A 24563-nucleotide genomic window follows, 5' to 3' on the forward strand; every position below is an offset into this window, starting at 1 on the left:
AACGTACTGTTTTATATGCTTAATTATTGTGGCACAACTTTCGCTTAGTTAAGCTTATATTAAAAAACAATTTAGGTCTGTTATGGACATCATTAAGCAAACTAAAAAGCCCATTTATAAAAATAAAAAATTCCTTACCGCTGCGGGCGTAATTACACTGGCGGGTTTATTGATTGCCAGCTCACAAATACGTTTTGCTGGATTTTCTGTGCAATCGAATTCGGTGATTACTGCCGTGGTTAAGCAAGGTGATTTTGATATTAAAATTTCAGGGCCAGGTATTTTAGCGCCTAGGGATGTACGTTGGGTTGCTAGTACTGTCGCTGGCAAGGTTGAACGTATTTTAGTAAAACCCGGTGCACATGTAACCAAAGGACAATTAATTGTTGAGTTGCTTAACCCTGAGTTAGACCAAAAAGTACAAGAGTTACACTGGGAAGTCGAAGCCATGCAAGCACAAACTCGTGCATTAAAGGTTGGTCAAGACACACAAGTACTTGATATGAAGGCTAGTACTTTAGATACACAAATGCGATATGAAAAAGCCAAAATGCGATTAGATGCTGAAGCGCAATTAATCAAAGTAGGTAATTCTACAGTGTCAAAATTGGATTTTGCTTCATCAAAGCTAACGGTTAATCAACTAGTCAAAACCATTGAAATTAATGAAATGAGAGCAAAGCAATTATTGCTTAATTTAGCCGCACAATTTGAAGCGCAAACTGCCTTACTTAATAAGTTAAAAAAGATGTATGAAAGAGCACAATTTCAATTGGCCTCACTTAATGTTAAAGCCCCTTTAGCTGGAGTATTACAAGCGATGCCACTTGAATTAGGCCAACGTGTTGCGATTGGTGGCAATATTGCTAAGTTTGCTAAAAAAGGTGATTTAATTGCTGAATTAAAAGTACCAGAGCTTAATGCCGGCGATATCATTATCGGACAAAAAGTTAGCGTTGATACACGTTTCAATCAAATTCAAGGCAAGGTCATTCGTATAGACCCTGCGGTAGTGAATGGCACAGTACAAGTGGATGTTGAGCTTACCTCGATACTACCGGATGAAGCTAGACCTGACCTGTCCATTGATGGTGAAATATTTATTACCCAGAAGAAAAATAGCATTTTTGTTAGGCGTCCTGCTTTTTCTCAAGCAAACCGAACTATGTCCATATATTTACTTAATAGCGAGCAAAGCAGTGCTAGGCAAACAGAGGTGCAATTTGGCTTATCGTCGAGTATTGATATCGAAGTGACTAGCGGCTTAAAAGCGGGAGACCGAATTATTGTCTCAGAGCAAAGTAGTTTTGAACGCCATAAACAAGTTGCGCTGAATTAATAAGACAGTCAGTTCAAGTCAATAATTAATTGAATAACGAACTAACCAAGAACGAATATAAAAAATAATAAAACAATTAAAACTAACAACATCAAGATTAATAAAGGAATAACCAATGAAGACATTAATTAAATTAGCCAATCTAAAAAAAGTATTCTCTACCGATGAAGTAGAAACACATGCGCTGAGTGATATTAATTTAGAGGTTAAGCAAGGAGAGTACTTATCTATTGCTGGCCCTTCGGGTTGTGGTAAGTCGACATTATTGTCGTTATTAGGGCTACTCGATACCAGTTCTGGTGGCTGTTATACCTTAAATGGTCATGATGTTGTTGATATTAATCACAAGCAAAGAGCGGCAATACGTAATAAAGAAATCGGCTTTGTTTTTCAGTCGTTCAACTTAATTAGTGAATTAACGGTTGCCGAAAATGTGGCCCTGCCATTAACGTACCGTAAAGACTTAAGTAAAACTGAGCGTACTGACTTAGTAAAAGCAGCCCTTGAAAAAGTAGATATGGGACATCGCACCAAACACTACCCTTCACAATTATCTGGTGGTCAACAACAACGTGTAGCGGTAGCTCGTGCTATTGCTGGCAACCCGTCAATTATCTTAGCGGATGAACCAACGGGTAACCTTGATTCGAAAAATGCGGAATTGGTAATGGCCTTACTTGATAAATTACATGCAGAAGGCGCGACCATTTGTATGGTGACTCATGATCCAAGAGGGGCTAAGCGTGCCGATCGTATTATTGAAATTTTTGATGGCCGTATTGTCTCAGACTCGCCAACCTCAGAAGCTCATATTGAAGAAGCCGTTGCTTAAGGATTGATGATGAATATTTTATCAGATATAAATTTCACCTTGCGAACCTTGATTAAAAACCCTAGGTTTACCGCGTTAACGGTTTTTGTAATGACCACTGGCTTAACATTATGTATTTACATGTTTAGCTTTATCCATGGTTCATTAGTTGCACCACTGCCTTTTGAAAAGGGTGAGCGTATTAGGTCCGTGAGTACGATTTACAACGGTATGCAATATAATGGTGCTAGCTTTAGAGTACATGATTTTGAAGATATAAAAAAACGTGTACAAAGCTATGAAATGTTTGATGCTTATACTATAGGTACCGTTAATCTTAGTACCAGTGACCGCGCAGTTAAATATACCGGACATTATGTACAAGAAAGCTTTTTTGAAATATCTGAAGCCAAGCCACTATTAGGTCGTTTAATAACCAATGAAGATGGGTTATCAGGTGCCGAGCCAGTAACGCTTATTAGCCATACACTTTGGCAAAATATGTTTGCTGGCGATAAGGATGTTTTAGGAAAGAAGCTAAGAATAAATACTAAACCAACCACTATTGTGGGTGTTATGCCTGATAGTTATCAATTCCCGAGTGCAGGTCGAATTTGGTTACCTTATACCACCACGGCTAAAGGTGTTGCGCGTAAAGATGGTAAATATGTCGCTGTATATGGTGTGTTAAAGCCAGGTGTTAGTGATGAACAAGCGAATGTTGAATTACGCGGGTTAATGGCTGAATTAGAAGAAACTTATCCTAAACTTAACTCTAATACCTCGGCACATGTTTGGACATTACAAGCAGAGGCGATGGGCAGTGGCACACCTACTATCATACTTGCCATGGAGCTAGCGGTTGGCTTTATTCTATTACTTGCCTGTATCAATGTAGGTAACTTATTGTTTTCTCGTGCAACAGAAAAAGGTAAAGAAACAGCTATCCGTACCGCCTTAGGTGCGCCGAGATCAAGATTAATCATGCAAATGATGTGGGAATCTACGCTTATTTGTACTATATCAGGTGTTTTAGCGGTACTTTTTGCTGGTTTGTGGTTAGAAATCGCCAATAAAGATTTATTGTCTTCATTCCCTTTTGACGCACCTTTTTGGTGGAATATTCATATTACGCAAACCTCCATTATAGCGGCGATAGTAATCACTTTAGTCACTGCATTTATTACCGGCATATTACCTGCCTTTAAGGCAACATCAGGCGACTTTAATGCCACTTTAAGAGATGGTACTCGTGGCGCGCAAAGTAAAGCCTCGGGGAGATTAAGCAAAGTTATTGTGATTTCTGAAGTTGTATTATCTTGTGCTTTATTATTACTTTCAACAGGTATGGTCTATTCGGTAAATCAGCAAAATAATATTGATTATGGTACCAGTGTTGAGAATATATTTACTGCGCGTGTTGGCTTACCTGAAGCTGAATATAAAAGTGATGAAAAAAGATTACAATATTACCAAAACTTAAAGGCTGCTTTAATATCCGAGCCTGCAATTTCAGCGGTAAGTTTCACTAGAACAATACCGGGTAATGGTGCTAGCTATCAAAACATCTCACTTGATGGTGTTGATTACGGTAAAAAACCGCAATACCCAAGTTCAAGCTCTGTTGGGGTTGATCATAATTATTTCTCAGTCATGACTATGAACTTACGCGAAGGTCGACTTTTCGACTCAAGAGATAAGATTGGCAGCCCTTTAACGGCAGTAGTTACGGATAACTTTGTCAATAAATTCTTCCAAGACGGCGTAGCTTTGGGTAAGCGTTTTAAATTCATTGAAACAGATAAAGATTGGTATACCGTTATTGGTGTTGTTAATGATGTTATTCATGGTCAGCCGATGTCATTTAATATTGAAAAACCAACCGCGTTTATCTCTATAAAGCAAACCCCTAAGCGTTTTATGTCAGTGGTTATTAAAACAGTTGTAAGCGATGCGAAAAACGTGCCTGATTTAGCTAAAACAGTTGCCGATAGCATTCAAAAAATCGAACGAGATGCTCCTGCTTATGATGTTAAAACCTTGCGTGATTCTATTACGGGTCGTAATGCGGGTATGAACTTTGTTAGTGAGCTATTTCTTGTGTTTGCAGCTGCGTCTATGGTGTTAGCGTTTAGTGGTATTTATGGCGTGATGTCGAATACCATCATACAAAAAACCCAAGAAATTGGCATTAGAAGAGCGTTGGGTGCAGATAACAGTGATATTTATAAGCACTTCATTAAGCAAGGCTTAAAGCAGCTGGTGATAGGTTTGTGTATTGGTGTTCCAATGGGCGTAGTGTTAGTGACTATGTTAGAAGAATCTTCAATAGCGCAAGGCTCGCTTATGCTTTATGTAGGTGTACCGACATTTATCAGCTTGGTTATTTTACTGGCGGTGTATTATCCGGTAAGTCGAGCACTGAAGATGGAACCCTGTGCTGCGTTAAGGCATGAATAACATCATTTTCAACCAAGCGTACTTTAACTAAATTTTAAAAAGCCTTTTCTTAGAAAAGGCTTTTTGTCATAGTGTTTTCTCACTTATCAGAAAACCGTTAAGCAGAATTCAATTTACCTAATAACAGGAAGTTTTTGTGTCCCATATTCTTATTGCTGATGACGATGCCAGTATAGTTGCCGCTTTGCGTTTATTTTTAAAAAGCGAAGGTTTTCAGGTAACAACGGCTACCAGTCCTGCTGAAGTTGAATTTTTAATAAAATCTAAAGAAATTGATTTAGCGTTAATCGATCTCAATTATCAGCTAGATACTACCTCAGGTATAGAAGGGGTAGAGCTTACTCAAAAGCTGAAAAATTATGATGCGGACTTAGCGGTAGTTTGTATGACCGGGTGGGCTACCGTGGAAATTGCTGTACAGGTCATGCAGTCTGGCGCTGGCGATTTCATTCAAAAACCTTGGGAAAATGATCGGTTATTATCTGTTATTAATAACCAACTGGCGTTAAGACAGCAAACTAAAAATAATTTAAAACTAACTGAAGAAAATAATAACTTAAAGCAACAAATTGCGGTGTTAGATGGTAATGACATGGTGGCTGAATCCGCAGCGATGAAAAGTCTGCTCAGCACGCTTGAGCAAATTGCTAAGGCAGATATCAACATTCTAATTACTGGCGAAAACGGCACAGGTAAAAGTTTATTGGCGAGTCATATTCATCAATTGAGCCAACGTGCAGATAATACCTTTGTATCGGTGAATATGGGGGCAATCACTGACTCATTATTTGAAAGTGAAATGTTTGGTCATGTTAAGGGGGCTTTTACCGATGCTAAAGAAAATCGCATTGGTCGGGTTGAGTTAGCAGAGCAAGGCACGTTATTTTTAGATGAAATAGCTAATATCCCCTTGGCTCAGCAAGCTAAGTTACTCAGACTATTAGAGGAGCACCAATATGAAAAAGTGGGTGCGAGTAAAACTCAACAAGCAAATATTAGAGTGATCAGTGCTACTAATAGTGATTTACAACAAATGGTGCAAGAGAAAAGCTTTCGCCAAGACTTACTCTTTCGTTTGAATACTTTTGTGGTTGAAATTCCGCCATTAAGAACGCGCCTTGATGATATTTTACCCATGGCTGAAGCGTTTATAGTGAAATGTGCAGCTAGATATAACAAAGCTGTACCTAAATTGTCAGTTCAAGCAGAGCAACAGTTATTAACTTATCAATGGCCGGGAAATGTCCGGGAGTTAAGTCATACCTTAGAAAGAGCCACCTTATTAGCCGGAGATGAAATTTTTACCGAGCACTTAATGTTGGTTGAAGTCGTTAACGAAGCAGCCCAACAAACCTCATCAACTCCCCAACATGCTTTTGAAGATGAAATGACTATGGATGACATTGAAAAGGCAGTGATTGAGAAAAGACTAAAACTCAATAAAGGCAATGCTTCTGATGCAGCTAAATCCTTAGCTATGAGTCGAAGCGCTTTTTATCGTCGCCTAGATAAATTTGGACTTTAATTAATGTTTAATGGCCCTTTTGAAAAACGAATATTCACCACCGTATTATGGGCTATTTTACCTAGCTATTTTCTAGCATTATTTTTGTTGTGGTACATAGACAGCATTTTTTATTTACAAGCGCTGGTGACAATTTTCTTGTCGGCTATTGTTGGTTTTTCTTTTCATCATTTTTATTATGACCTGAAAGATCAATTTATTTCTCTCTCGAATCTAGTAGAAGCCTTGAATATTGGTGATTTCTCCTTGCGTGGTAAAGCAGAATCAGGGCAGAGCGGCCATAGTGACTTGATCAGACAAGTAAATAAATTAGCTGATTCACTCACTACCGCGCGTTATGACTTTAAAGAAAGTCAGTTACTGCTAGCCAAGGTTATTAAACAAATTAAAGTCGCCATTATTGCCTGTGATCAACAAGGTAAAATTACCATGGTAAACCCAGAGACAGAGTTGTTGCTGGGATTAAGTGAGTCGAAATTACGTCATAAAACATTAAAGGATGTAAATTTAGGGCAATTAACCGAATTGAAGTCTAATTCGATAGAAAAACTGACTGTCGGTTCTCGTACTGCTCGTTGGCATATTTTCAAAGATGGTTTTCGTGATCAAGGCCAGCAACATAGCCTATATATTTTTTCAGATTTAGATTTATTACTAAGCCAGCAAGAGCAAGAGGCATGGAAGAATTTGGTCAGAGTATTAAGTCATGAAATTAATAATTCATTAGCCCCTATTATCTCGTTAGCTTCTACGTTAGATAAATTAACCGCGCGAAGTGATATTGAACTCGAAGATAAAGAAGATATTCAATCAGGCTTAAAGATTATCCAAGATAGAGCCACCAGTTTAAAACACTTCCTGGCAGGTTATCGGGTACTTACTCACTTACCACAGCCGCAATGTAAACGTGTTGATATTATTCCTGTTATTGAACAATTAGTGTCATTATTGAATTACCCTGTGAATTTAAGGGTACCAGAGCAAGCGGAATTGATGATCGATATTGCCCAATTGGAGCAATGCCTAATTAACCTGTTAAAAAATGCTCATGAAGCCTCAGGGAAAAATAGCGAGATTGATTTACTGATAAAAAATAAAGCTAATCAGCTGGTCATTTATATTTTAGATAAAGGTCCAGGCATACAAAATTTAGATAATGTATTTGTGCCGTTATTTACTACAAAAACTCAAGGCACGGGTATAGGTTTATCACTGTGCAAGCAAATCATTGAAGGTCACCAAGGGCAGTTACGTTTATCTAATAGAGCTGAAGGTGGTTGTCAGGTAGAGATTAATTTACCGAAGTAAGAAATAATGATGCCTGTAAGCCTTTTGATTGCTTTAAGCGCGTTAATATAACGCTAAGTTGTGTAGTTTATTGGTATTCTGATTAAACTAAATTTATTGATGCTAAAGGGAGAAGGTGCGTGCACGAACCTGATATTTCACGTTGGATTTTGATTCGGGATATGCTCATATTCCAAGTTAAGTTGGCTATAGATGCTGGTCGAGACTTGTTGTTAAGCCCAGTATCAATAATATGTGGGCTGATAGATATCCTTAAAGGTCATTCTATTTCCAAAAGCTACTTTCATAAATTAATGGCTTTTGGTCAGAAAAGTGATACCTGGTTAAACTTATTTGGTAACCATAATCATAACAAGGGCGAGGAAAGTTTAAACATCATGAGTCGTAAACCAGCTAAGGTTGATGTAAATGTTGACCAATTATTTTCCCAAGTTGAATCTTTGTTAAAAGAGCAGCATGGCAAAGGCGGTTTAACCGCTTCAGCTAAAGCTACAATCGATCGTTATCTTAATAAAATAGTGGCAAATAAAGACTCCGAATGAGTAACAGAATCTAATGTTTTAATAAAGATCAAGGGCCGCTCTAGCACGAATAGATCGTCTCAAAAGACACATGATAAAAGTAGTCCTCAACTGGAGTGACTACCACTTAGCCATTACCTCTCTGTTATGTCTTATTTTCTGAACCTTAACCTTGATAACCTCTAAGTAAAGCTTGCCAATTTTTTTCAGTAAAATAAAACTGTTCTAGCTTCTTCAACTCTTTTAAAAATGAACGTTGTAAACGTGCCATGTTTTCTAGCTTCCAGCCAGTTTTTACTGGGTTAGTACGTAATTCACCACGGTCAAAGTCGATTAAAAACACTTGCTCTTTATCATCAAGTAAAATGTTATGGCTATTCAAATCATGGTGATAAATACCATGGTGATGAAAGCGCTTAATAGTGGCACCAATGCGTCGCCAAACATCTTCAGCTAACGCTTTTTCACTTAAAACGGCCACTAAATCTTGTGCGTGTTGAATACGACTGGAAAGTAAGTCAGCTTTGTAACTCAAGCCATGCTGAATCACGCGATAAGCCACCGGCTCAGGCGCAGGAAGTTGTAACGTTTGCATATGACGCAATAAGGCAAACTCACAAGCGGCGCGGGTACTTTCTAAGCCACTAAACCAGTAGGAATCTTTATTGATTTTACCCATTAAACCGCCACGGTAATAATGGCGTAATACCCAATCGTGTTGAATGTTATTGTTATCATTATAGGCGACAAACCAAGTGGTGCCACGCCCTTGCGCCGAGCCTGTTATCGCATCTTTTTGTTGCCAATAGTTTGGGCTAAGCATGTTGGCACTGAAATCAGTAATGAGAGTTTGATTGAAAAAACAAGTAACTTTGCCTTGTTCAAGCTTAGAAAATTTTGTGGTGTTTATCGTTTTAGTCGCTTGAGTCACGAGTTATCTCCTACCGGTTTTGGCGTAGTGTCAGTATCAATAGAGTTAGTATCAATAGGAATATTAGGCAGAAGCTTGATTACTTGAGCCAACGTTTTTTCACTGGCTCCCTGGTTAGCTAACACGACTTTTAACGCATTTTTACCGAACGTTTTCTGACGAATTGGTTGTTGTGATAAGGCACTAATTTCATTAACGAGTTGTTTGCTCGGTTCATTGTCGGAGAGCTCAATAATGGCATTTTCTTGTCTTAACTGTTGCATTATTTCATTGAAGTTACTCATGTTGTGACCAACGATAATGGGTTTATTAAATAATGCAGGCTCTAATGGATTATGACCACCCACCTCACTGAAACTACCACCCATAGTGACAATGTCACTTAAAGCAAAGGCCGCCATTAATTCACCAAGGCTATCGAGTAACCATACTTGCTCATCATTAATTACCGTGTTTTCACTACGCTTTGCTAATGATAAATCGTGTTCAAGGCAAAGGTTGGCGACTTGTGCAAAGCGTTCAGGATGACGCGGCACTAACACTAATAACAGTTGTGGGTACGGAATCAACAATTCTTTAAAGGCAGTTAATGCGATTGCTTCGTCACCATCATGTGTACTGGCGACTAACCAAATTTTTCTTCTTGCTTGATTATCATTAGCAAAAATCAGCTTGGCTAACTCTACCTTTTTATTGATCACTTGATCATTAACACTGATATCAAATTTCAAGTTTCCACTATTCAGGCAACGACTTTCATGTGCACCTAGTTGCACAAAGTGCGTTAAATTCTCTTGGCTTTGCGTGAGGATTTGGTCGAAACGATTCAAACAGGGCTCAATAAGCGAGCTGATTTTTTGATAGCTGAGCAAAGATTTATTAGATAAACGGCCATTGATTAATAACAACTTAACTTTCTTATGAGAACACTGAGCAATTAAGTTAGGCCATAGCTCTGTCTCCATGAAAATTATCATTTTAGGTTTGAGTCGATGCAGAAATAATGTCGTACAGGGAAATAGATCTAAGGGTAGGTAGCCATGTTGAACACGGTCACCAAAGAGCTTAGTTATTTGTGCGGAGCCTGTGGGTGTAAACGAAGTAATGGTGATAGGTAAATTAGGATAATTGAGTAGTAACTTTTCGATAAAGCTTTTTAGTGCGATAACTTCACCCACACTCGCGGCATGCACAATTATTCCGCCTTGTTTGTGAGGCTTTGGAAAGAAACCCAAGCGTTCCAATAAGCGTTGTCGATAAGCTTTATTATTTTTAGATCGAACGAGTAAAAAAACGAGTATAAATGGCAATAATAGCAACAGTAAGAGGCGGTAAATTAGCAAGGAAATCATATCGGAGAATATTGCTCTATAATAAGTTTATCGGTAGATTATACCAAAGGGTTTCCAAATAAGCGTTAGCAATTATGATAGTAAAAACGATGCATCAAAAATTAATGAAAATCGTAGATATCGCTAAAATAAAACAAGCTTGTTACTTGTGTCTATTGACGGCTTATAGCTTAGCAATGCCTGTCAATGCACAAAGTACTATACAAGATGCCACGTTACCGGAGACATTTGCTGAGAAATTATCAACAGCACAGATTAAAGCGAAGGCTAAAATTCAGTATCAAGTAAAATTTAAGGCTCGGGCGGACCATGATTTTTTATTAACGGCGGATTATCGATTTTTCCCCAATAAAGCGTCAGCTCAACATATGGCAGGTGTAATAGTTTTACATGATTGTCACAGTGAGCGAACAAAATATCAAACATTATCAACCAGTATCGCCCAACAAGGTTTACATACCTTATCACTTGATTTTCGCGGTTACGGCAACAGTGTTGCCCAAGGGTACTCACATTTAGCCGTGAAAAAGAATGCCACTGATATTATTAGTTATCAAACTGAAGTAGCGGTTTTGATGTCGTACTGGTCAGAAGATTTATTGGCCGCTTATAACTTTTTACGCAGTAAAGTTGATAATAGTCAGGGCATTTCAATTGTTGCTAGCGGTTGTGCGGGGGCTTATGCGGTAACGTTAGCTGAAGATATACACATAAACTCAATGGTGTTATTAACCCCTGAGATGTCTTATGCCGACAAAGAGCGCTATAAGAATCTGGTGGATATTCCAAGTTACTTTATTAGCTCTGCGCAGCATTCCATGAGTTATGCCACTTCCCAGGAGCTATTTACTTGGAGTGGAGCCAAACATTCAAAACACCAAGTATACAAAGGGGATAGGCTGAATTATCAGGTAATCAAAGCGAATAAAAATTTGGTTAATGATATTGCACTGTGGCTGAAGTTCACTTTACGTTAAAAGTAGTGAATCTCCCCTTAAGTCGTTTTAAAGGACACTAAACACTTTACAGTGAAATATCGCTCGGCTATTAGTTTCTTAGAAGATAAGTCCTATTTTTACATAAAGATGGCGCTACTCAGGATAGAGTCTAGCGTGTAAAATCCTAAGACTAACGCTCAAAAATGGTATCAAGAATAATTGCAGAGTTGGTCCTTTCCACACCTTCAGTAGAACATACCATATTTAGTACCTCACTCAGCTTTTCTAGGGTACTGGCTTGTATGGTTACCAATAAATCATATTCGCCGCTTATAGAATGGATATGACTTATTTGGTGAACTTTTCTTAAGGCGATACAAATGGTTTTTCGTAAGTTTGGCTTTACTTTTAACGAGACATTAGCAGAAATTAAGCCACTGGTATAAGCGCTGTCGAGCACGACGCTATAGGCTTTAATCACATTATTATTTTCAAGCTTATTGAGTCGATTTTGTATAGCTGTTCTAGAAACGCCTGTAGCTCTGGCGATATCTGAAACACTTGCTCTAGCATTTAGTCGTAATATTGACAGCAACTCTTCATCTTTTTCGGTTAACAAACTACACTCCACGTTCATGGTTATATTCATAATATAGTCACTAACTTACACTTTGACAGGTTCATATGTCAATTTAACTATAAAAAAGGTCATATTACCAAGTAGTGTCACTTTTATTGTAGGGCGCTCAGCGTTGATAATATGAATATTATACCAAGTACATTAATTTATTGACCACTTAGCGAGAATTAAAAGGCTTAGAGGCAAGGCATTGATTGAAGATAATGGTTATTCCCTTATCAAAATTAATAACGCCGCATATATGCCTTTTAAACTCGCCCTCGGGAGTTTATTAGCAAACTGATAACTGCACAAAATTAATAAAATATAGAATAACTATGTTTAAGTAATTTTGTTGGTTCTAAGCTCGCTAATATAACTCTAAGTTGATCAATAAATTAGTGTAATTGGTATTAACGATAATAATTATTTAAGGAATTTACATGACTGATACTGCATCTACTAAAGGTTTTTACTCGCACTTAACGGCACAAATAGAGCAAGTAAAAGAAGACGGCTTATACAAGGCCGAGCGTATTATTACTACTGCTCAGCAAGCTAAAATAGCCGTTGCTAGCGGAGAACAGGTAGTGAATTTCTGTGCTAATAACTATTTAGGTTTAGCCAATCATCCTGAATTAATCGCAGCAGCAAAAACAGGCTTAGATGAGCATGGTTTTGGTATGGCTTCAGTACGCTTTATCTGTGGTACGCAAGATATTCATAAAACCTTAGAGCAAGGCATCAGCAAGTTTTTAGGTATGGAAGATACCATTTTGTACTCTTCTTGTTTTGACGCTAATGCGGGTTTGTTTGAAACTTTATTAGGACCAGAAGACGCGATTATTAGCGATGCGTTAAACCATGCTTCAATTATTGATGGTGTGCGTTTATGTAAAGCGAAACGCTTTCGTTATGCCAACAATGACATGGCAGCTTTAGAGCAAAGCTTAATTGAAGCAGACGCTGCTGGCGCTCGTTTCAAGTTAATTGCTACCGATGGCGTTTTCTCAATGGATGGCGTTATCGCTAACTTGAAAGGTGTTTGTGATTTAGCGGATAAATATAATGCTATGGTAATGGTTGATGATTCACATGCTGTTGGCTTTGTTGGTGAAGAAGGTCGTGGTAGCCATGAGTATTGTGAAGTGATGGGTCGTGTAGATATCATCACCGGTACTCTAGGTAAAGCTATGGGTGGCGCTTCAGGCGGCTTTACCGCAGCGAAAAAAGAAGTTGTTGAATGGTTACGTCAACGCTCTCGTCCTTACTTATTTTCTAACTCACTAGCACCAGCAATCGTTAATGCTTCATTGAAAGTGCTTGAGCTATTGGCTGATGGTGGGGAGTTACGTAAAACCCTTAAAGATAACGCCGTATATTTCCGTACCAATATGGAAGCAGCTGGATTTACTTGTGGCGGTGCAGACCACGCAATTATACCGGTAATGTTAGGTGATGCTAAAGTGGCAAGTGCTATGGCTGACCGTTTATTAGCGGAAGGTATTTATGTAATTGGTTTCTCTTTCCCGGTAGTACCCAAAGGACAAGCACGTATTCGTACACAAATCTCTGCCGCACACAGTAAAGCGCAGTTAGATCATGCGATTGATGCTTTTACCCGTATCGGTAAAGAAATGGCAGTTATTTAATTAGAAATTACTACTTGTATAGCTCAGTGCTAACTTTGCTTTAGATTGGGTTATACAATTTGCAAGTATTTGAATATTAAAAGATAGAGAACAACAATGAAATCTTTAGCTAAATTAAAAGCAGAACCGGGCATCTGGATAACTGAAACCGAAAAGCCAACATTAGGTCATAACGATCTGCTGATAAAAATTAAAAAAACCGCCATTTGTGGTACTGATATTCATATTTATAACTGGGATGAGTGGGCACAAAAAACCATTCCTGTTCCTATGGTTGTCGGTCATGAATATGCAGGCGAAGTGGTGGGCATTGGTCAAGAAGTTAAAGGCTTTACTTTAGGTGACCGTGTTTCAGGTGAAGGTCATATTACCTGTGGTCATTGTCGTAATTGTCGTGGCGGCCGAACGCATTTATGTCGTAATACTGTCGGTGTTGGTGTTAATCGTTCGGGTTCGTTTGCGGAATATTTAGTTATCCCAGCTTACAATGCTTTTAAATTACCCGATGAAATATCTGATGATTTAGCAGCAATTTTTGACCCTTTTGGTAATGCAGTTCACACCGCATTGTCATTTGATTTGGTTGGTGAAGATGTATTAATCACTGGCGCGGGTCCTATTGGTATTATGGCTGCAGCGGTTGCGAAACACGTTGGGGCACGTCATGTTGTTATTACGGATATTAATGAATACCGTTTAGACCTTGCACGTAAAATGGGTGCTACACGTGCTGTTGATGTCAGTAAAGAAAATCTTGCTGATGTAATGACAGAATTAGGTATGACTGAAGGCTTTGATGTTGGCATGGAGATGTCAGGTGTGCCAATGGCATTTACTAGCATGTTAGAAAGCATGAACAATGGCGGAAAAATTGCCATGTTAGGTATTCCAGGTAGTGATATGGCTATTGATTGGAGCCAAGTTATCTTTAAAGGACTTACCATTAAAGGTATTTATGGCCGTGAAATGTTTGAGACTTGGTATAAAATGGCAAGTTTGATTCAATCAGGTTTAGATCTCAGCCCAATTATTACCCATCATTACAATATCGATGACTTTCAACAGGGCTTTGATATGATGCGCTCTGGTCAATCTGGCAAGGTTATTTTAGATTGGACCTAAATTCGTTATACTAGCACTTCAGAAATGCTATCTTCTAACAGGTAGCATTTTTATAAAACCTAAATGTCAGCTAAGACAGTAATTAACGAGGAATACACAGTGTCAGAGAATAGTTTTAAGCATATGTCAGTCAGTGATTTACAAGAAGTTATGGAAAATAAATCACATGTTGTTGTCGATATTCGAGATGCCAATTCCTTTGCCAATGGTCGTATCGCGGAAGCTATTCATTTAACTAACGAATCATTACCTGATTTTTTACGTGAAGCCGACCTTGATGCACCTGTTGTTGTTTGTTGTTATCACGGTATATCTAGCCAACAAGCCGCAGAATTTCTTATAAGCCAAGATTTTACCGAGGTCTACTCTCTTGATGGTGGCTTTACTCAGTGGCAAACACAATTTCCTGACAATATAGAGCGATAATTACTGATGACAAGTGAGTCTGCGGATAATACCGATATTTTACAGCCACTGGTTCAATTGAAAGATCACAATATTGCCTTATTATTCAGTAATTATCTGCAATCTTTAGGGATCCAGTCTCAGCTCAAATCAAGCCAAGATGAAGGCCATGTGATTTATTGCCCAGAAGATAACATTTCACAGGCAAAAGTAGAGTTTGATACTTTTATTCTGAACCCCCATGCTGACAAGTATCAACAAGCGGCATGGGATAGAGGTGAAGCAGTTACGTTAAATGCAGATGACTTCAGTTTAATAAATAATTTCAAAGAAAGTTTTTTAGCGCATGCGGGCATTGTTACCCTATTAGTTTTTGCCTTATGTTGGCTGGTTTTTCTAGGTAGTGAGCTTGGCTGGGCGCAAAATATTTTTAATACCCTTCAGTTTTATCCGCAACTATCAATTGATGCTTTATTATCAGATCCACTACGTTTAATTGGCCCAGCCTTTTTTCACTTCTCTTGGCTGCATATTGTCTTTAATACCATGTGGTGGTGGCAATTAGGCGGCAGTATTGAAAAAACGTTAGGTAAAGCAACGCTCATTAATTTATTGCTGATCTCTGCGATAGTTTCCAACGTAGGGCAATATTTAGTGTCAGGATCAAACTTTGGTGGTTTATCGGGCGTGGTATATGCGTTGGTAGGATTTGTTTGGTGGTTTGGTTATTTAGCCCCTGAACGAGGCTTGTCACTTGCTAAGCCATTAGTAGGATTTTTACTGTTCTGGCTAGTACTTGGCTTTGCCGATTTATTACCCGTTAATGTAGCTAATACTGCACATTTACTTGGTTTGTTATCGGGCTGTTTTTTAGCGTTGTTTACCGTGAAGATTATCGGGATAAACGCTAAAAATAACTAATATTTAGTTATCTAACCATTGAGTAAAAAGTAATTTTTTTATCAATGGTTGGCCAGTCTCTCTGATGAGTAATTCTTTTACTTGTTCTTCGCACTGTAACTGAATTTCCGCACGACCCTTCATCGATTTCACTTTAGCTTCAGCTTGCTGGCCGATGATATTAATGATTGCATCACGTAATAAAGGTGCATGATGTTCCACAATAGTTAAATTATCACCTTCAACCATCAATTCTACGGTTAGGCGCACATAGCCCATTTTCTTTTTCACCGCGACATAATTTGTGACAATGTCTGGTTCAAAACCAAAGTAAGCATAATCACTCGCTTTTGCTTGAGATACACTTGCGCTTAAAGTAAGTAAAAAAGAAAAAATAAATAAGTATTTAAACATAAAACAACTGTTGTCTGGGATGATTGAACTTACCCTTATCATAACCTGATTTTAGTCTTTTGCCTGAATAATTTTTATTAAATGGAGATTTTTAAATCCCATGGATTGATAAATGAGTTTACGGTTTAGGTCTGATACTATAGCGACGATTTTATATCTTATTATTCTATAAAGTAGCACTATGAAGCAAAAAATAGTTAATTTCCCAGTAACGTTAACGGGACAATGGCAATCAGAAAATGATGAGAATACATCCTTACTATCTGAAATACTTAAAGATTGGCTACTTGATGAAGGTTCATTAACAGCTCGTTTAAAAAGTAACTGTGAAAACTTCCAAGTCAAAGTGATTGGTGAGCAACAGCAGTTATGCTCAGAAACAGAAGCGTGTAACCATATTAAAGCTGGCGAACCTATATTGGTACGTGAAGTTATTTTATATTGCGATAATGTTCCGCAAGTTTTTGCTCGAAGTTTACTACCACTAGCGAGCTTAACCGGTAAAGAGCAAGTGCTTGCTCATTTAGGTGAGCAACCCCTTGGGCAAGTACTGTTTAATAACCCGTCATTGCAACGTTTACAGTTAGAGCTATCTATTTTCCCTAGCGATTCGAGTGTCGCCATATTAGCGACTAAATTAGGCGCTAAGTGCTCTAACGATAACTCATCGATAAATGTACCCGTAACGCCAAAGGAAGTGCTTTGGGGGCGACGTTCTATCTTTATGTTAGATAATAAACCCTTGATGGTCGCTGAGGTTTTTTTACCTGATGCTTTTGCTTATCAATAATTAACATTCGTTAACGTAATAAACAAAGAGTCTCTTAAAAGGCTAATTGAACTGTAACGATAAAAGAAACCTAATATGTCGAACAAAAATATGCTTAAAAAAATTCAACAAAAATTGTTAGCGATTAAGTTAATTACGCGTATGAATAAGCCCATAGGTACCTATTTATTATTATGGCCAACGTATTGGGCATTATGGATTGCGAGTGATGGTTGGCCGAATATGCACCTATTACTCGTTTTTAGTTTGGGTGTTTTTATCATGCGTAGTGCCGGTTGTGTGATAAACGACTACGCCGATAGAAAAATAGATGGCAAGGTTGAGCGTACTAAAAATAGGCCGCTTGTTAATGGCATGATGACACCGCCTGAAGCTATTAATTTGTTTGGTGTCTTAATTGGTATGGCACTTGGTTTAGTACTAACACTTAGCTGGCCAACCATTTATCTTTCTGTTGTTGCGCTGTTTTTAGCGGCTATCTACCCATTTATGAAACGTCATACCCAACTGCCACAAATATTTTTAGGAGCAGCTTTTAGCTGGGGAATGATAATGGCATTCTCCGAAGTGCAAGGTGAGATACCTTTAGTGGCATGGTTACTGTTTGCAGCTAACCTATGTTGGACGGTTGCATACGATACTATGTACGCCATGGTTGATAGAGATGACGATGTTAAAATAGGGGTGAAATCTACGGCTATTTTATTTAGCGATAACGATAAGCGTATTATTGGATTTTTACAGTTAATTACTTTGGCATTATTATGGACCGTGGGTGATATTTTAGCGTTTGGTTGGCCGTATCAATTGTGTCTCATTGTCGCAGCTGGCTTATTTAGCTATCAACAGTTATTGATCGTTAATAGAGATCGGGATGCTTGTTTTCAAGCCTTTTTGCATAATCACTGGGTTGGCTTGATCGTCTTTGTTGGTATTGCCATTGAGTATTTATAGCGCTGTATTTTATTCGTTGTTCGTTTTTAAGCTTAGTAGCTGCGTAAACTCATCAAAGGGTAGTGGGGTACTAAAATAGAAACCTTGGTAATGATAACAACCAAGATCTTTTAGAGAGTTAAACTCTTCTAGTGTCTCAACGCCTTCAGCCAGTATGTCCATTTTTAGGGTTTTCCCTAAACTGATGATCATGCTGGCAATGGCTGCGCTCTCTTTGCATTGGGCAATATTAGCGACAAAAGAACGGTCAATCTTGAGTACGCTCGCTGGAATGCGCTTTAAATAGGTTAATGAAGAATAACCAGTACCAAAATCATCAATAGCACACTCAATAGACTTTTCTTTTAGTGAAGCAATTAACTTGATCGAGTCTTCAATATTTTCTACCAAGAGATTTTCTGTTAACTCTAACCCTAAGCGTTCAGCAGGGATGTCATTCTGCTTAATAGCATTCAGTATTTTCTCTTGAAAATCAGCTTGCATTAACTGCTTAGCACTGATGTTAATTGATACTTTATTAAAGCTATTAGGTAGGGTAAATTTTTCTAATTTCTTAATGTCACGACATGCTTGCTCTAATACCCATTGACCAATAGCGAGAATGAGATCGCTTTCTTCAGCAATAGGAATATAAACCGCGGGAGACTCCATGCCATGTACAGGGTGCTGCCAACGTAACAATGCTTCTGCACCGATAATGTCACCATAATGGTTAAATTGCGCTTGATAAAATAATTTAAAATCGTCTTGCTCTAGCCCCTGTTTCATATCATCGACATAATCCAAGCGGTTTTTTATTTTTTCTGACATTGCCGCTTGGTATTTTCTACCACATTGACTTTTAGCTCGCTTGGCTTCGTACATGGCAATATCGGAAAATTTAATCAGGTTATTAACCGTACTGCTTTGCAGTGGAAAAAAGGCATAACCAATACTGCAGGTGAGTTTGTACGAATTAGCATCAATAACAAAAGGAATGGTAAGTAATTGGTTAATTTGTTCAATAAGTTGGTTAACCGTTTCTTGATAATCTATGCTGAGATTTTTCAGCAGGATAATAAATTCATCGCTACCAAATCGACCAATATCGATATACTCGCTGCTTAGTGAATGTAACCTGTTGGATAATGTCAGTAATATCTTATCGCCGACAGCATGACCCATTGAATCATTTATTGGCTTAAAACTATTGAGGTCGATAAAAAGTACACTACCAATCTTTCTGTTGATATGAGCGTCTTCTATTGCACTACCTAACAGATGATTTATATGTTGGCGGTTAAACAAGCCAGTTAAACCATCGTGTTGCGCCTGAAAGGCAACCTTTTCTTCAATAAGTTGCCTAGAATGCGCTTCTTTAACAAGGGAGTCATGCACTAATGAGGTGTAGCAGCTAGTGGCTAATTTTTGCAAAACAGGTTGTAGCGCTTTTTGTACTTCTTCGCCTAAAGCATAGTGAGTTTCAAAGGTGAGTAAACCATGGTTCGGGATAATAAAGCCAAATAGATATTGTCCATTTTCACACTGAAAAGAAATGTTTTTTTGATCATTATCAAGCTGTTCTACAAAGCTTTTAAGGGTAAGATTTTGCGACCAAGCTTGACCACGTTTATTTTTTGGAATACTTAAGAGGTGTTGATAGCTCGTGCTTTCAAGTGGTATTACTTTACTTGGCATACCGCTCTGATCACAATAGATATGGATATGGGCACTGGTTAAATCAAGGCGGTTAAAGCATACCTTTAAAAAAACTTTTAACATGGCTTTTAAGTCAAGCTTATTACCAATAGCCATGGCAAGTTCGTGTTGTAGTGAAATAATGAAAAGTGCTTTATTCATAATGACCTAGTTGCTACCAAGAGCTAATTACGATTGATTTATTGAGAAGGCGAATAGCACCACTTTGACTATTGGCTATTTCTCCTAGTGAGATTACGCCAAAAAGTGCAGGTGACGGGCAGTGCTTAGCGATGACATTAAGTTCTTTTTCGAATTCATCTTCCAAAAATAATACTCGACTGAGACAATCGAATACCATAGTCGTTGATATTGTTGTTTGAGATAGTTCAGGAAATGCAGTGAACGCTGCCTGCTCTGTTGCATAAATTAATGTCTCTGTATTACCTTCAAGTAAATATACCATTGAATTAATAGGAATATTACCAACACATTGCAAGTTATTGTCGTGCGCTAAAATGGGGTCGCGAACAATTAAATTATTGTTGATATCTTCAATGCCTAGCGGAAAGTACTTAGCAATATCAGAAAATTCAGCGTTGTTGAATTTGTGCTCAGAGGTACTTTCGATTGTTTGGCAATACACCTCATAAGCAGGTCGATAATCTAAACTTTTAACGGTTTGCCCTTGTGTTTCTGTGACTAAAAAAGGCCCTTGAAAAGTACTCCAACCATGCGCAACGCTGGTATTAAGTTTTCTTGGTAAGGTGACTAACAACACAGCATTACTATGAATACCTTGATTAGTAAAAATACATGGGCGCTGGATGAAATCTAAACTACCGGCTCCACCCCCTGCGATATTAATACCATGATCTAAGCACTCAAAAAGGCAATCGACAAATCCTTCCATGTTACCTATTAATGCGTCATAAAATATTAAAAAATTGTCATGGCCACTAAAGTTGTATTTTTGTTCTAGGGTAGATGTAATGAGTTTTTCTAAGCAGTCTTCATTGTTTACATGATTTAATTGTGAAAATAGTGTCACATCAAAATTGTCTTTAAAACCAATAATTAAAGCACCTTGCTTGAGTAAACTATCTTGAAGGGTAAGCATGGGGTAAATGCCACCAAAGAGCTTTAGTGGACAGTCACTTAATAGTGAACTGAGTTCTTTTTCAGGATAATTATTTTGGTTGCACGTTAGCACCAGTAGGCTTTTAGCTCCGCTATTTTGGGCGAGAGTTAAGCCGACTTTAAAATCATTTAAAGTATCGCTTTGTGTATGCCAAGTGAATAATTCAGTGTCCATCTTATTGTATCCATTGATTTTTATTATTATCATCACCTCACTGCGCTTAGCATAATGCCTAACTTATGAATAGAACACTAGTGTTAATTATTGTATTTTCGTCTAGATGCTTGTTTATTGATTAATTATCGTTAGGCTAGTCATTGTTTATTGAGTCTACTACTTATGTCTAGTTGCGCTGGTTAATAAAAGCACAGTACAACTAGTATGCTCAATTGAATCGGTACAACGTGAAGCTCTTATAAAAATAATTAATGACAATAAGTTAAAGGAAGGAACAGATGAAAAAATCAATTTTCGTAAAGGCGGCACTGGTGGTGTCGCTTGGTTTATCCTCGCTGGGGCTTTCTGCTGCAGTACAGGCTGATGATGATAAAAAATATCGTTGGAAATTAGCTGAAACCTGGGGACCTAACTTTCCTATTTTTGGTGACACCACTAAAAATATGGCCAAAATGGTCAAAGAAATGTCCAATGGCCGTTTAACCATTCGCATCGATTCTTCTAATAAGCATAAATCAGCACTGGGCATTTTTGATTTTGTAAAAAGTGGCCAATATCAGATGGGGCATTCAGCGTCTTATTACTGGAAAGGCAAAAACTTCAATACTATGTTTTTTACTACTGTGCCTTTTGGCATGATAGCGTCTGAGCAACATGCTTGGTTCTATTATGGCGGCGGCATGGAGTTAATGAAAAAGGTTTATGATCAATATGGCATTATGTCATTCCCTGGTGGTAATACCGGTAACCAAATGGGCGGTTGGTTTAAAAAAGAAATTAATAGCGTAGAAGATTTTAAAGGGCTGAAAATGCGTATTCCGGGTTTTGCTGGTGAAGTATTAGCAAAATTAGGCGCAAAACCGACCAATATTCCAGCGGGTGAACTTTATACCGCCTTAGAGCGGAACACGATCGATGCGCTAGAGTGGGTAGGTCCATCACTCGATTTACGCATGGGGTTTCATAAAGTAGCGCCATACTACTACACCGGTTGGCATGAGCCAGGCACTGAATTGCAGTTTATGGTTAATGAAAAAGCTTATAATTCATTGCCAAAAGACTTGCAGAAAATACTTACTGTTGCCATGAAAGTTGCTGCTTACGATATGTATTCTCAATCTATGCATGCCAGTGGCGTGAACTTAGCGTCGCTTAAGAAAGATTATCCTAATGTGCAAATGCGCTCATTTCCTAAACCAGTAATGAACGCGCTTATGGTCGCTAATGATGAGTTACTAAAAGAGTTTGCAGCTAAAGATCCTTTAACAGCTGAAATCCTTAAGTCATTGAATGATTATAAACATCAGGTACGTGCTTGGACTAATTTGTCAGACCGAGCTTATCTTGATAATTTTGATGCTAAAAAATAATTTTTAGTTCAGAACGAACAACGTTTGTATAAATATTTTATATAAAAAATAAAACCAGTGAGGTAAGTTAACTCACTGGTTTTTGATTATTTATCGAATGACTAAATTGCTTTACTAAAATGAAACTTAAGATGAGAATTCAATGGATTCAGTGTTAAAAATAACGGGAAAAATTATCGATGGTTTAGGTAATTTATGTAGCTTGCTCATGGTTTTAATGATCATGAATGTTTTTTATGACGTTATCATGCGTTACTTCTTTAATGATGTAAGTATTGGTATGCAAGAGCTTGAATGGCATCTGTTTGCTGCCATGTTTATGTTTGGCATTGCTTATACCTTTAAAGAAGATGGCCATGTACGAGTTGATATTTTTTACGATACTATGTCAGCTAAAAAACAAGCCTTAGTGAATATTTTTGGCTCGTTAGTTTTAGCGTTACCCATTACTCTTGTTATTCTTTATTACAGTTGGGATTATACCTTTGAAGCCTATCAAATGGGCGAGGGCAGTGGTGATCCGGGAGGCTTACCGCATCGTTGGATTGTCCGTAGTGTTATTCCTCTTTCTTCACTCTTTTTAATTCTTTCTATTTTCCATGTACTGATTGTCCAGCTAAAAACTCTCACGACGCCAACTCAAGCTGAAGCAGGGGAACAGTAATGACAGGTATTGTACTTTTTGCTATTGCTCTCGTGTGTTTATTTCTTGGCTATTCGGTCGCTTTTACTTTTGCTGGCGTGTCATTAATCGTTGGTACTATTGTGTTAGGCGCCGATTTATTTGCTTTTATGCCTTATCGCATTATGAGCATTATGGAGAACACCATCTTAATGGCTGTGCCGATGTTTATCTTTATGGGCATAGTGTTACAGAAAACAGGTCTCGCGGAACGCTTGCTAGAGTCTGCCGCTAAACTCTTTGGTGGTATTGCTGGTGGCGTTGCTATCTCTACCATAGTAGTTGGTGCGTTATTAGCTGCATCAACCGGGGTAGTAGGTGCTAGTGTTGTTGCTATGGGGGTTATTTCCCTACCGGTAATGTTAAAAAACAATTACCACCAGCCAACGGCCACGGGCGTAATTTGCGCTTCAGGTACGTTAGGACAAATTATTCCGCCATCAATTATTTTAATTATTTTAGGCGATGTGATGGGGGTACCCGTAGGAGACTTATTCCGCGCAGCGGCCTTACCTGGCATGTTGTTGGTTGTTGCCTATGTAATATATATCTTAATATTAGGCAAAATTAAGCCGGAGTTCGTCCCGCCGTTAGTGGTCACAGAAAACAAACGTGAACTGCTAGTACAAGCATTAAAAGATATTGTCCCGCCATTAGTACTTATTTTAACTGTATTGGGGTCCATATTTGCAGGTATTGCTACACCCACTGAATCTGCCAGCATAGGTGCGGTTGGTGCGGTTATTTTGTCGATTTTATATGGCACATTTTCTTTTAGTAAAATGCATGAAGTGTCCAAAGAAACAGTGAAAGTTACCTCTATGGTTTTTGCGGTGTTAATTGGTGCAACGGCATTTTCTATGGTGTTTAGTTATTCGGGTAGCGAATATCTCATTGAAGAATTCTTTATGGAACTGCCGGGTGGCAAGTGGACTTTTATTGCCTTAGCTATGCTCGCTATTTTAATACTCGGTTTCTTTATTGATTTCATCGAAATCGCTTTCTTAGTCGTGCCTATTTTACTGCCAGTCGCGATAGCGTTAGATGTCAATTTAGTGTGGTTTGCCATTTTAATATCGATGAACTTACAAACATCATTTTTAACGCCTCCGTTTGGTTTTAGTTTATTTTACCTCAAAGGTGTGGCACCAAAATATCTTAAAACCACCACCATATATAAAGGGGTAATTCCTTTTATTTTAATTCAAATTGCGGTGTTATTATTGGTATTGTTTTTCCCTGACCAATTGATTATTTCTTAGAGGTTATTAAGTGATCCGTTTGAGAACTATCAAATGGATCATTATAAAACTTTTAACTTTTAACTTCACACTTTACCTTCAGGAATAAATGTCCATAAAATATTTAATTTTGCTATTCATTGTTCAAATGTTTAGCTTTTTTTTAAACGCGATTCAATAAAAGTGTCTGTTAAATGTTATGACTGTGTAGTTAGTGATGTGATGTTAGTTATT

The 24563-nt window shown here is 38.0% G+C and carries 22 protein-coding genes; 16 read left to right on the forward strand and 6 right to left on the reverse strand.

Features of this window, described 5'->3' with window-relative positions; all coding sequences use genetic code 11:
• Nucleotides 1–82: 82 nt before the first annotated feature.
• From CXF85_RS04800 to CXF85_RS04825, 6 genes are all read left to right on the forward strand, one after another.
• Nucleotides 83–1339, forward strand: a complete 1257-nt coding sequence (locus tag CXF85_RS04800; RefSeq protein ID WP_101227394.1) for an efflux RND transporter periplasmic adaptor subunit — start codon at nucleotides 83–85, stop codon at nucleotides 1337–1339.
• Nucleotides 1340–1454: 115 nt separating this feature from the next.
• Nucleotides 1455–2171 (forward strand): ABC transporter ATP-binding protein, encoded by a 717-nt coding sequence (locus CXF85_RS04805; RefSeq protein WP_101227395.1) that lies wholly within the window; start codon nucleotides 1455–1457, stop codon nucleotides 2169–2171.
• 9 nt (nucleotides 2172–2180) lie between these two features.
• Nucleotides 2181–4610 (forward strand): ADOP family duplicated permease, encoded by a 2430-nt coding sequence (locus tag CXF85_RS04810; RefSeq protein WP_157829022.1) that lies wholly within the window; start codon nucleotides 2181–2183, stop codon nucleotides 4608–4610.
• 136 nt (nucleotides 4611–4746) lie between these two features.
• Entirely contained in the window at nucleotides 4747–6135 is a 1389-nt protein-coding gene (locus tag CXF85_RS04815; RefSeq protein ID WP_101227397.1) for a sigma-54-dependent transcriptional regulator, read from the forward strand.
• Nucleotides 6136–6138: 3 nt separating this feature from the next.
• Entirely contained in the window at nucleotides 6139–7443 is a 1305-nt protein-coding gene (locus tag CXF85_RS04820; protein WP_101227398.1) for a sensor histidine kinase, read from the forward strand.
• Nucleotides 7444–7562: 119 nt separating this feature from the next.
• Complete coding sequence (locus tag CXF85_RS04825) at nucleotides 7563–7985, forward strand: hypothetical protein (RefSeq protein WP_101227399.1); 423 nt, start codon at nucleotides 7563–7565, stop codon at nucleotides 7983–7985.
• A gap of 145 nt (nucleotides 7986–8130) precedes the next feature.
• On the opposite strand, the gene CXF85_RS04830 is transcribed toward CXF85_RS04825, so the two are convergent.
• Together CXF85_RS04830 and waaA are read right to left on the reverse strand one after the other, a co-directional pair.
• Nucleotides 8131–8895: a 3-deoxy-D-manno-octulosonic acid kinase gene (locus CXF85_RS04830; protein ID WP_101227400.1), complete on the reverse strand. Its 765-nt coding sequence runs from the start codon at nucleotides 8893–8895 to the stop codon at nucleotides 8131–8133.
• Nucleotides 8892–10247, reverse strand: a complete 1356-nt coding sequence (gene waaA, locus CXF85_RS04835; protein WP_101227401.1) for a lipid IV(A) 3-deoxy-D-manno-octulosonic acid transferase — start codon at nucleotides 10245–10247, stop codon at nucleotides 8892–8894. Before waaA ends, CXF85_RS04830 begins: the two co-directional genes overlap by 4 nt.
• A 74-nt stretch (nucleotides 10248–10321) precedes the next feature.
• Between waaA and CXF85_RS04840 the strand changes: the two genes are divergently transcribed.
• Nucleotides 10322–11224, forward strand: a complete 903-nt coding sequence (locus tag CXF85_RS04840) for a hypothetical protein (RefSeq protein ID WP_101227402.1) — start codon at nucleotides 10322–10324, stop codon at nucleotides 11222–11224.
• A gap of 151 nt (nucleotides 11225–11375) precedes the next feature.
• Here CXF85_RS04840 and CXF85_RS04845 read toward each other — a convergent pair whose 3' ends face one another.
• A complete protein-coding gene (locus CXF85_RS04845; protein ID WP_101227916.1) occupies nucleotides 11376–11804 on the reverse strand; it encodes an Lrp/AsnC family transcriptional regulator in 429 nt (142 codons plus the stop codon).
• 443 nt (nucleotides 11805–12247) lie between these two features.
• Here CXF85_RS04845 and CXF85_RS04850 point away from each other — a divergent pair, with 443 nt between their 5' ends.
• The 4 genes from CXF85_RS04850 (at nucleotide 12248) to glpG (ending at nucleotide 15904) form a co-directional block, all read left to right on the forward strand.
• Entirely contained in the window at nucleotides 12248–13456 is a 1209-nt protein-coding gene (locus tag CXF85_RS04850) for a glycine C-acetyltransferase (protein WP_101227403.1), read from the forward strand.
• Between the two features lie 96 nt (nucleotides 13457–13552).
• Nucleotides 13553–14578: an L-threonine 3-dehydrogenase gene (gene tdh, locus CXF85_RS04855; protein ID WP_101227404.1), complete on the forward strand. Its 1026-nt coding sequence runs from the start codon at nucleotides 13553–13555 to the stop codon at nucleotides 14576–14578.
• A gap of 63 nt (nucleotides 14579–14641) precedes the next feature.
• The gene (gene glpE / locus CXF85_RS04860; RefSeq protein WP_198555494.1) at nucleotides 14642–15004 is read left to right on the forward strand and encodes a thiosulfate sulfurtransferase GlpE; all 363 of its coding nucleotides are present in this window, start codon (nucleotides 14642–14644) and stop codon (nucleotides 15002–15004) included.
• Nucleotides 15005–15010: 6 nt separating this feature from the next.
• On the forward strand, nucleotides 15011–15904 hold the full coding sequence (gene glpG / locus CXF85_RS04865; protein WP_101227406.1) for a rhomboid family intramembrane serine protease GlpG: 894 nt from the start codon (nucleotides 15011–15013) through the stop codon (nucleotides 15902–15904).
• Nucleotides 15905–15907: 3 nt separating this feature from the next.
• Here the strand turns inward: glpG and CXF85_RS04870 are convergent, their stop codons facing one another.
• Nucleotides 15908–16297 carry a flagellar basal body-associated protein FliL gene (locus tag CXF85_RS04870; RefSeq protein ID WP_101227407.1) on the reverse strand — a complete coding sequence of 130 codons (390 nt, stop codon included), beginning with the start codon at nucleotides 16295–16297 and terminating at the stop codon, nucleotides 15908–15910.
• A gap of 181 nt (nucleotides 16298–16478) precedes the next feature.
• Between CXF85_RS04870 and CXF85_RS04875 the strand changes: the two genes are divergently transcribed.
• Both CXF85_RS04875 and ubiA read left to right on the forward strand, forming a co-directional pair.
• Entirely contained in the window at nucleotides 16479–17087 is a 609-nt protein-coding gene (locus CXF85_RS04875; RefSeq protein WP_101227408.1) for a chorismate--pyruvate lyase family protein, read from the forward strand.
• Nucleotides 17088–17177: 90 nt separating this feature from the next.
• The gene (gene ubiA, locus CXF85_RS04880; RefSeq protein WP_101227917.1) at nucleotides 17178–18041 is read left to right on the forward strand and encodes a 4-hydroxybenzoate octaprenyltransferase; all 864 of its coding nucleotides are present in this window, start codon (nucleotides 17178–17180) and stop codon (nucleotides 18039–18041) included.
• 9 nt (nucleotides 18042–18050) lie between these two features.
• Here the strand turns inward: ubiA and CXF85_RS04885 are convergent, their stop codons facing one another.
• The gene (locus CXF85_RS04885; protein ID WP_101227409.1) at nucleotides 18051–19880 is read right to left on the reverse strand and encodes a putative bifunctional diguanylate cyclase/phosphodiesterase; all 1830 of its coding nucleotides are present in this window, start codon (nucleotides 19878–19880) and stop codon (nucleotides 18051–18053) included.
• A 13-nt stretch (nucleotides 19881–19893) separates the two neighbouring features.
• Nucleotides 19894–21033, reverse strand: coding sequence for an FIST signal transduction protein (locus CXF85_RS04890; RefSeq protein WP_198555496.1), 1140 nt, complete (start codon nucleotides 21031–21033; stop codon nucleotides 19894–19896).
• A 281-nt stretch (nucleotides 21034–21314) separates the two neighbouring features.
• Between CXF85_RS04890 and CXF85_RS04895 the strand changes: the two genes are divergently transcribed.
• From CXF85_RS04895 to CXF85_RS04905, 3 genes are all read left to right on the forward strand, one after another.
• Complete coding sequence (locus CXF85_RS04895; protein ID WP_101227411.1) at nucleotides 21315–22406, forward strand: TRAP transporter substrate-binding protein; 1092 nt, start codon at nucleotides 21315–21317, stop codon at nucleotides 22404–22406.
• A 142-nt stretch (nucleotides 22407–22548) separates the two neighbouring features.
• A complete protein-coding gene (locus tag CXF85_RS04900; RefSeq protein ID WP_101227412.1) occupies nucleotides 22549–23070 on the forward strand; it encodes a TRAP transporter small permease subunit in 522 nt (173 codons plus the stop codon).
• Nucleotides 23070–24350, forward strand: coding sequence for a TRAP transporter large permease (locus tag CXF85_RS04905; protein ID WP_101227413.1), 1281 nt, complete (start codon nucleotides 23070–23072; stop codon nucleotides 24348–24350). Before CXF85_RS04900 ends, CXF85_RS04905 begins: the two co-directional genes overlap by 1 nt.
• The last annotated feature ends 213 nt before the right edge of the window (nucleotides 24351–24563 follow it).

The organism is Colwellia sp. 75C3, assembly GCF_002836255.1.
Classification (GTDB): domain Bacteria; phylum Pseudomonadota; class Gammaproteobacteria; order Enterobacterales; family Alteromonadaceae; genus Colwellia.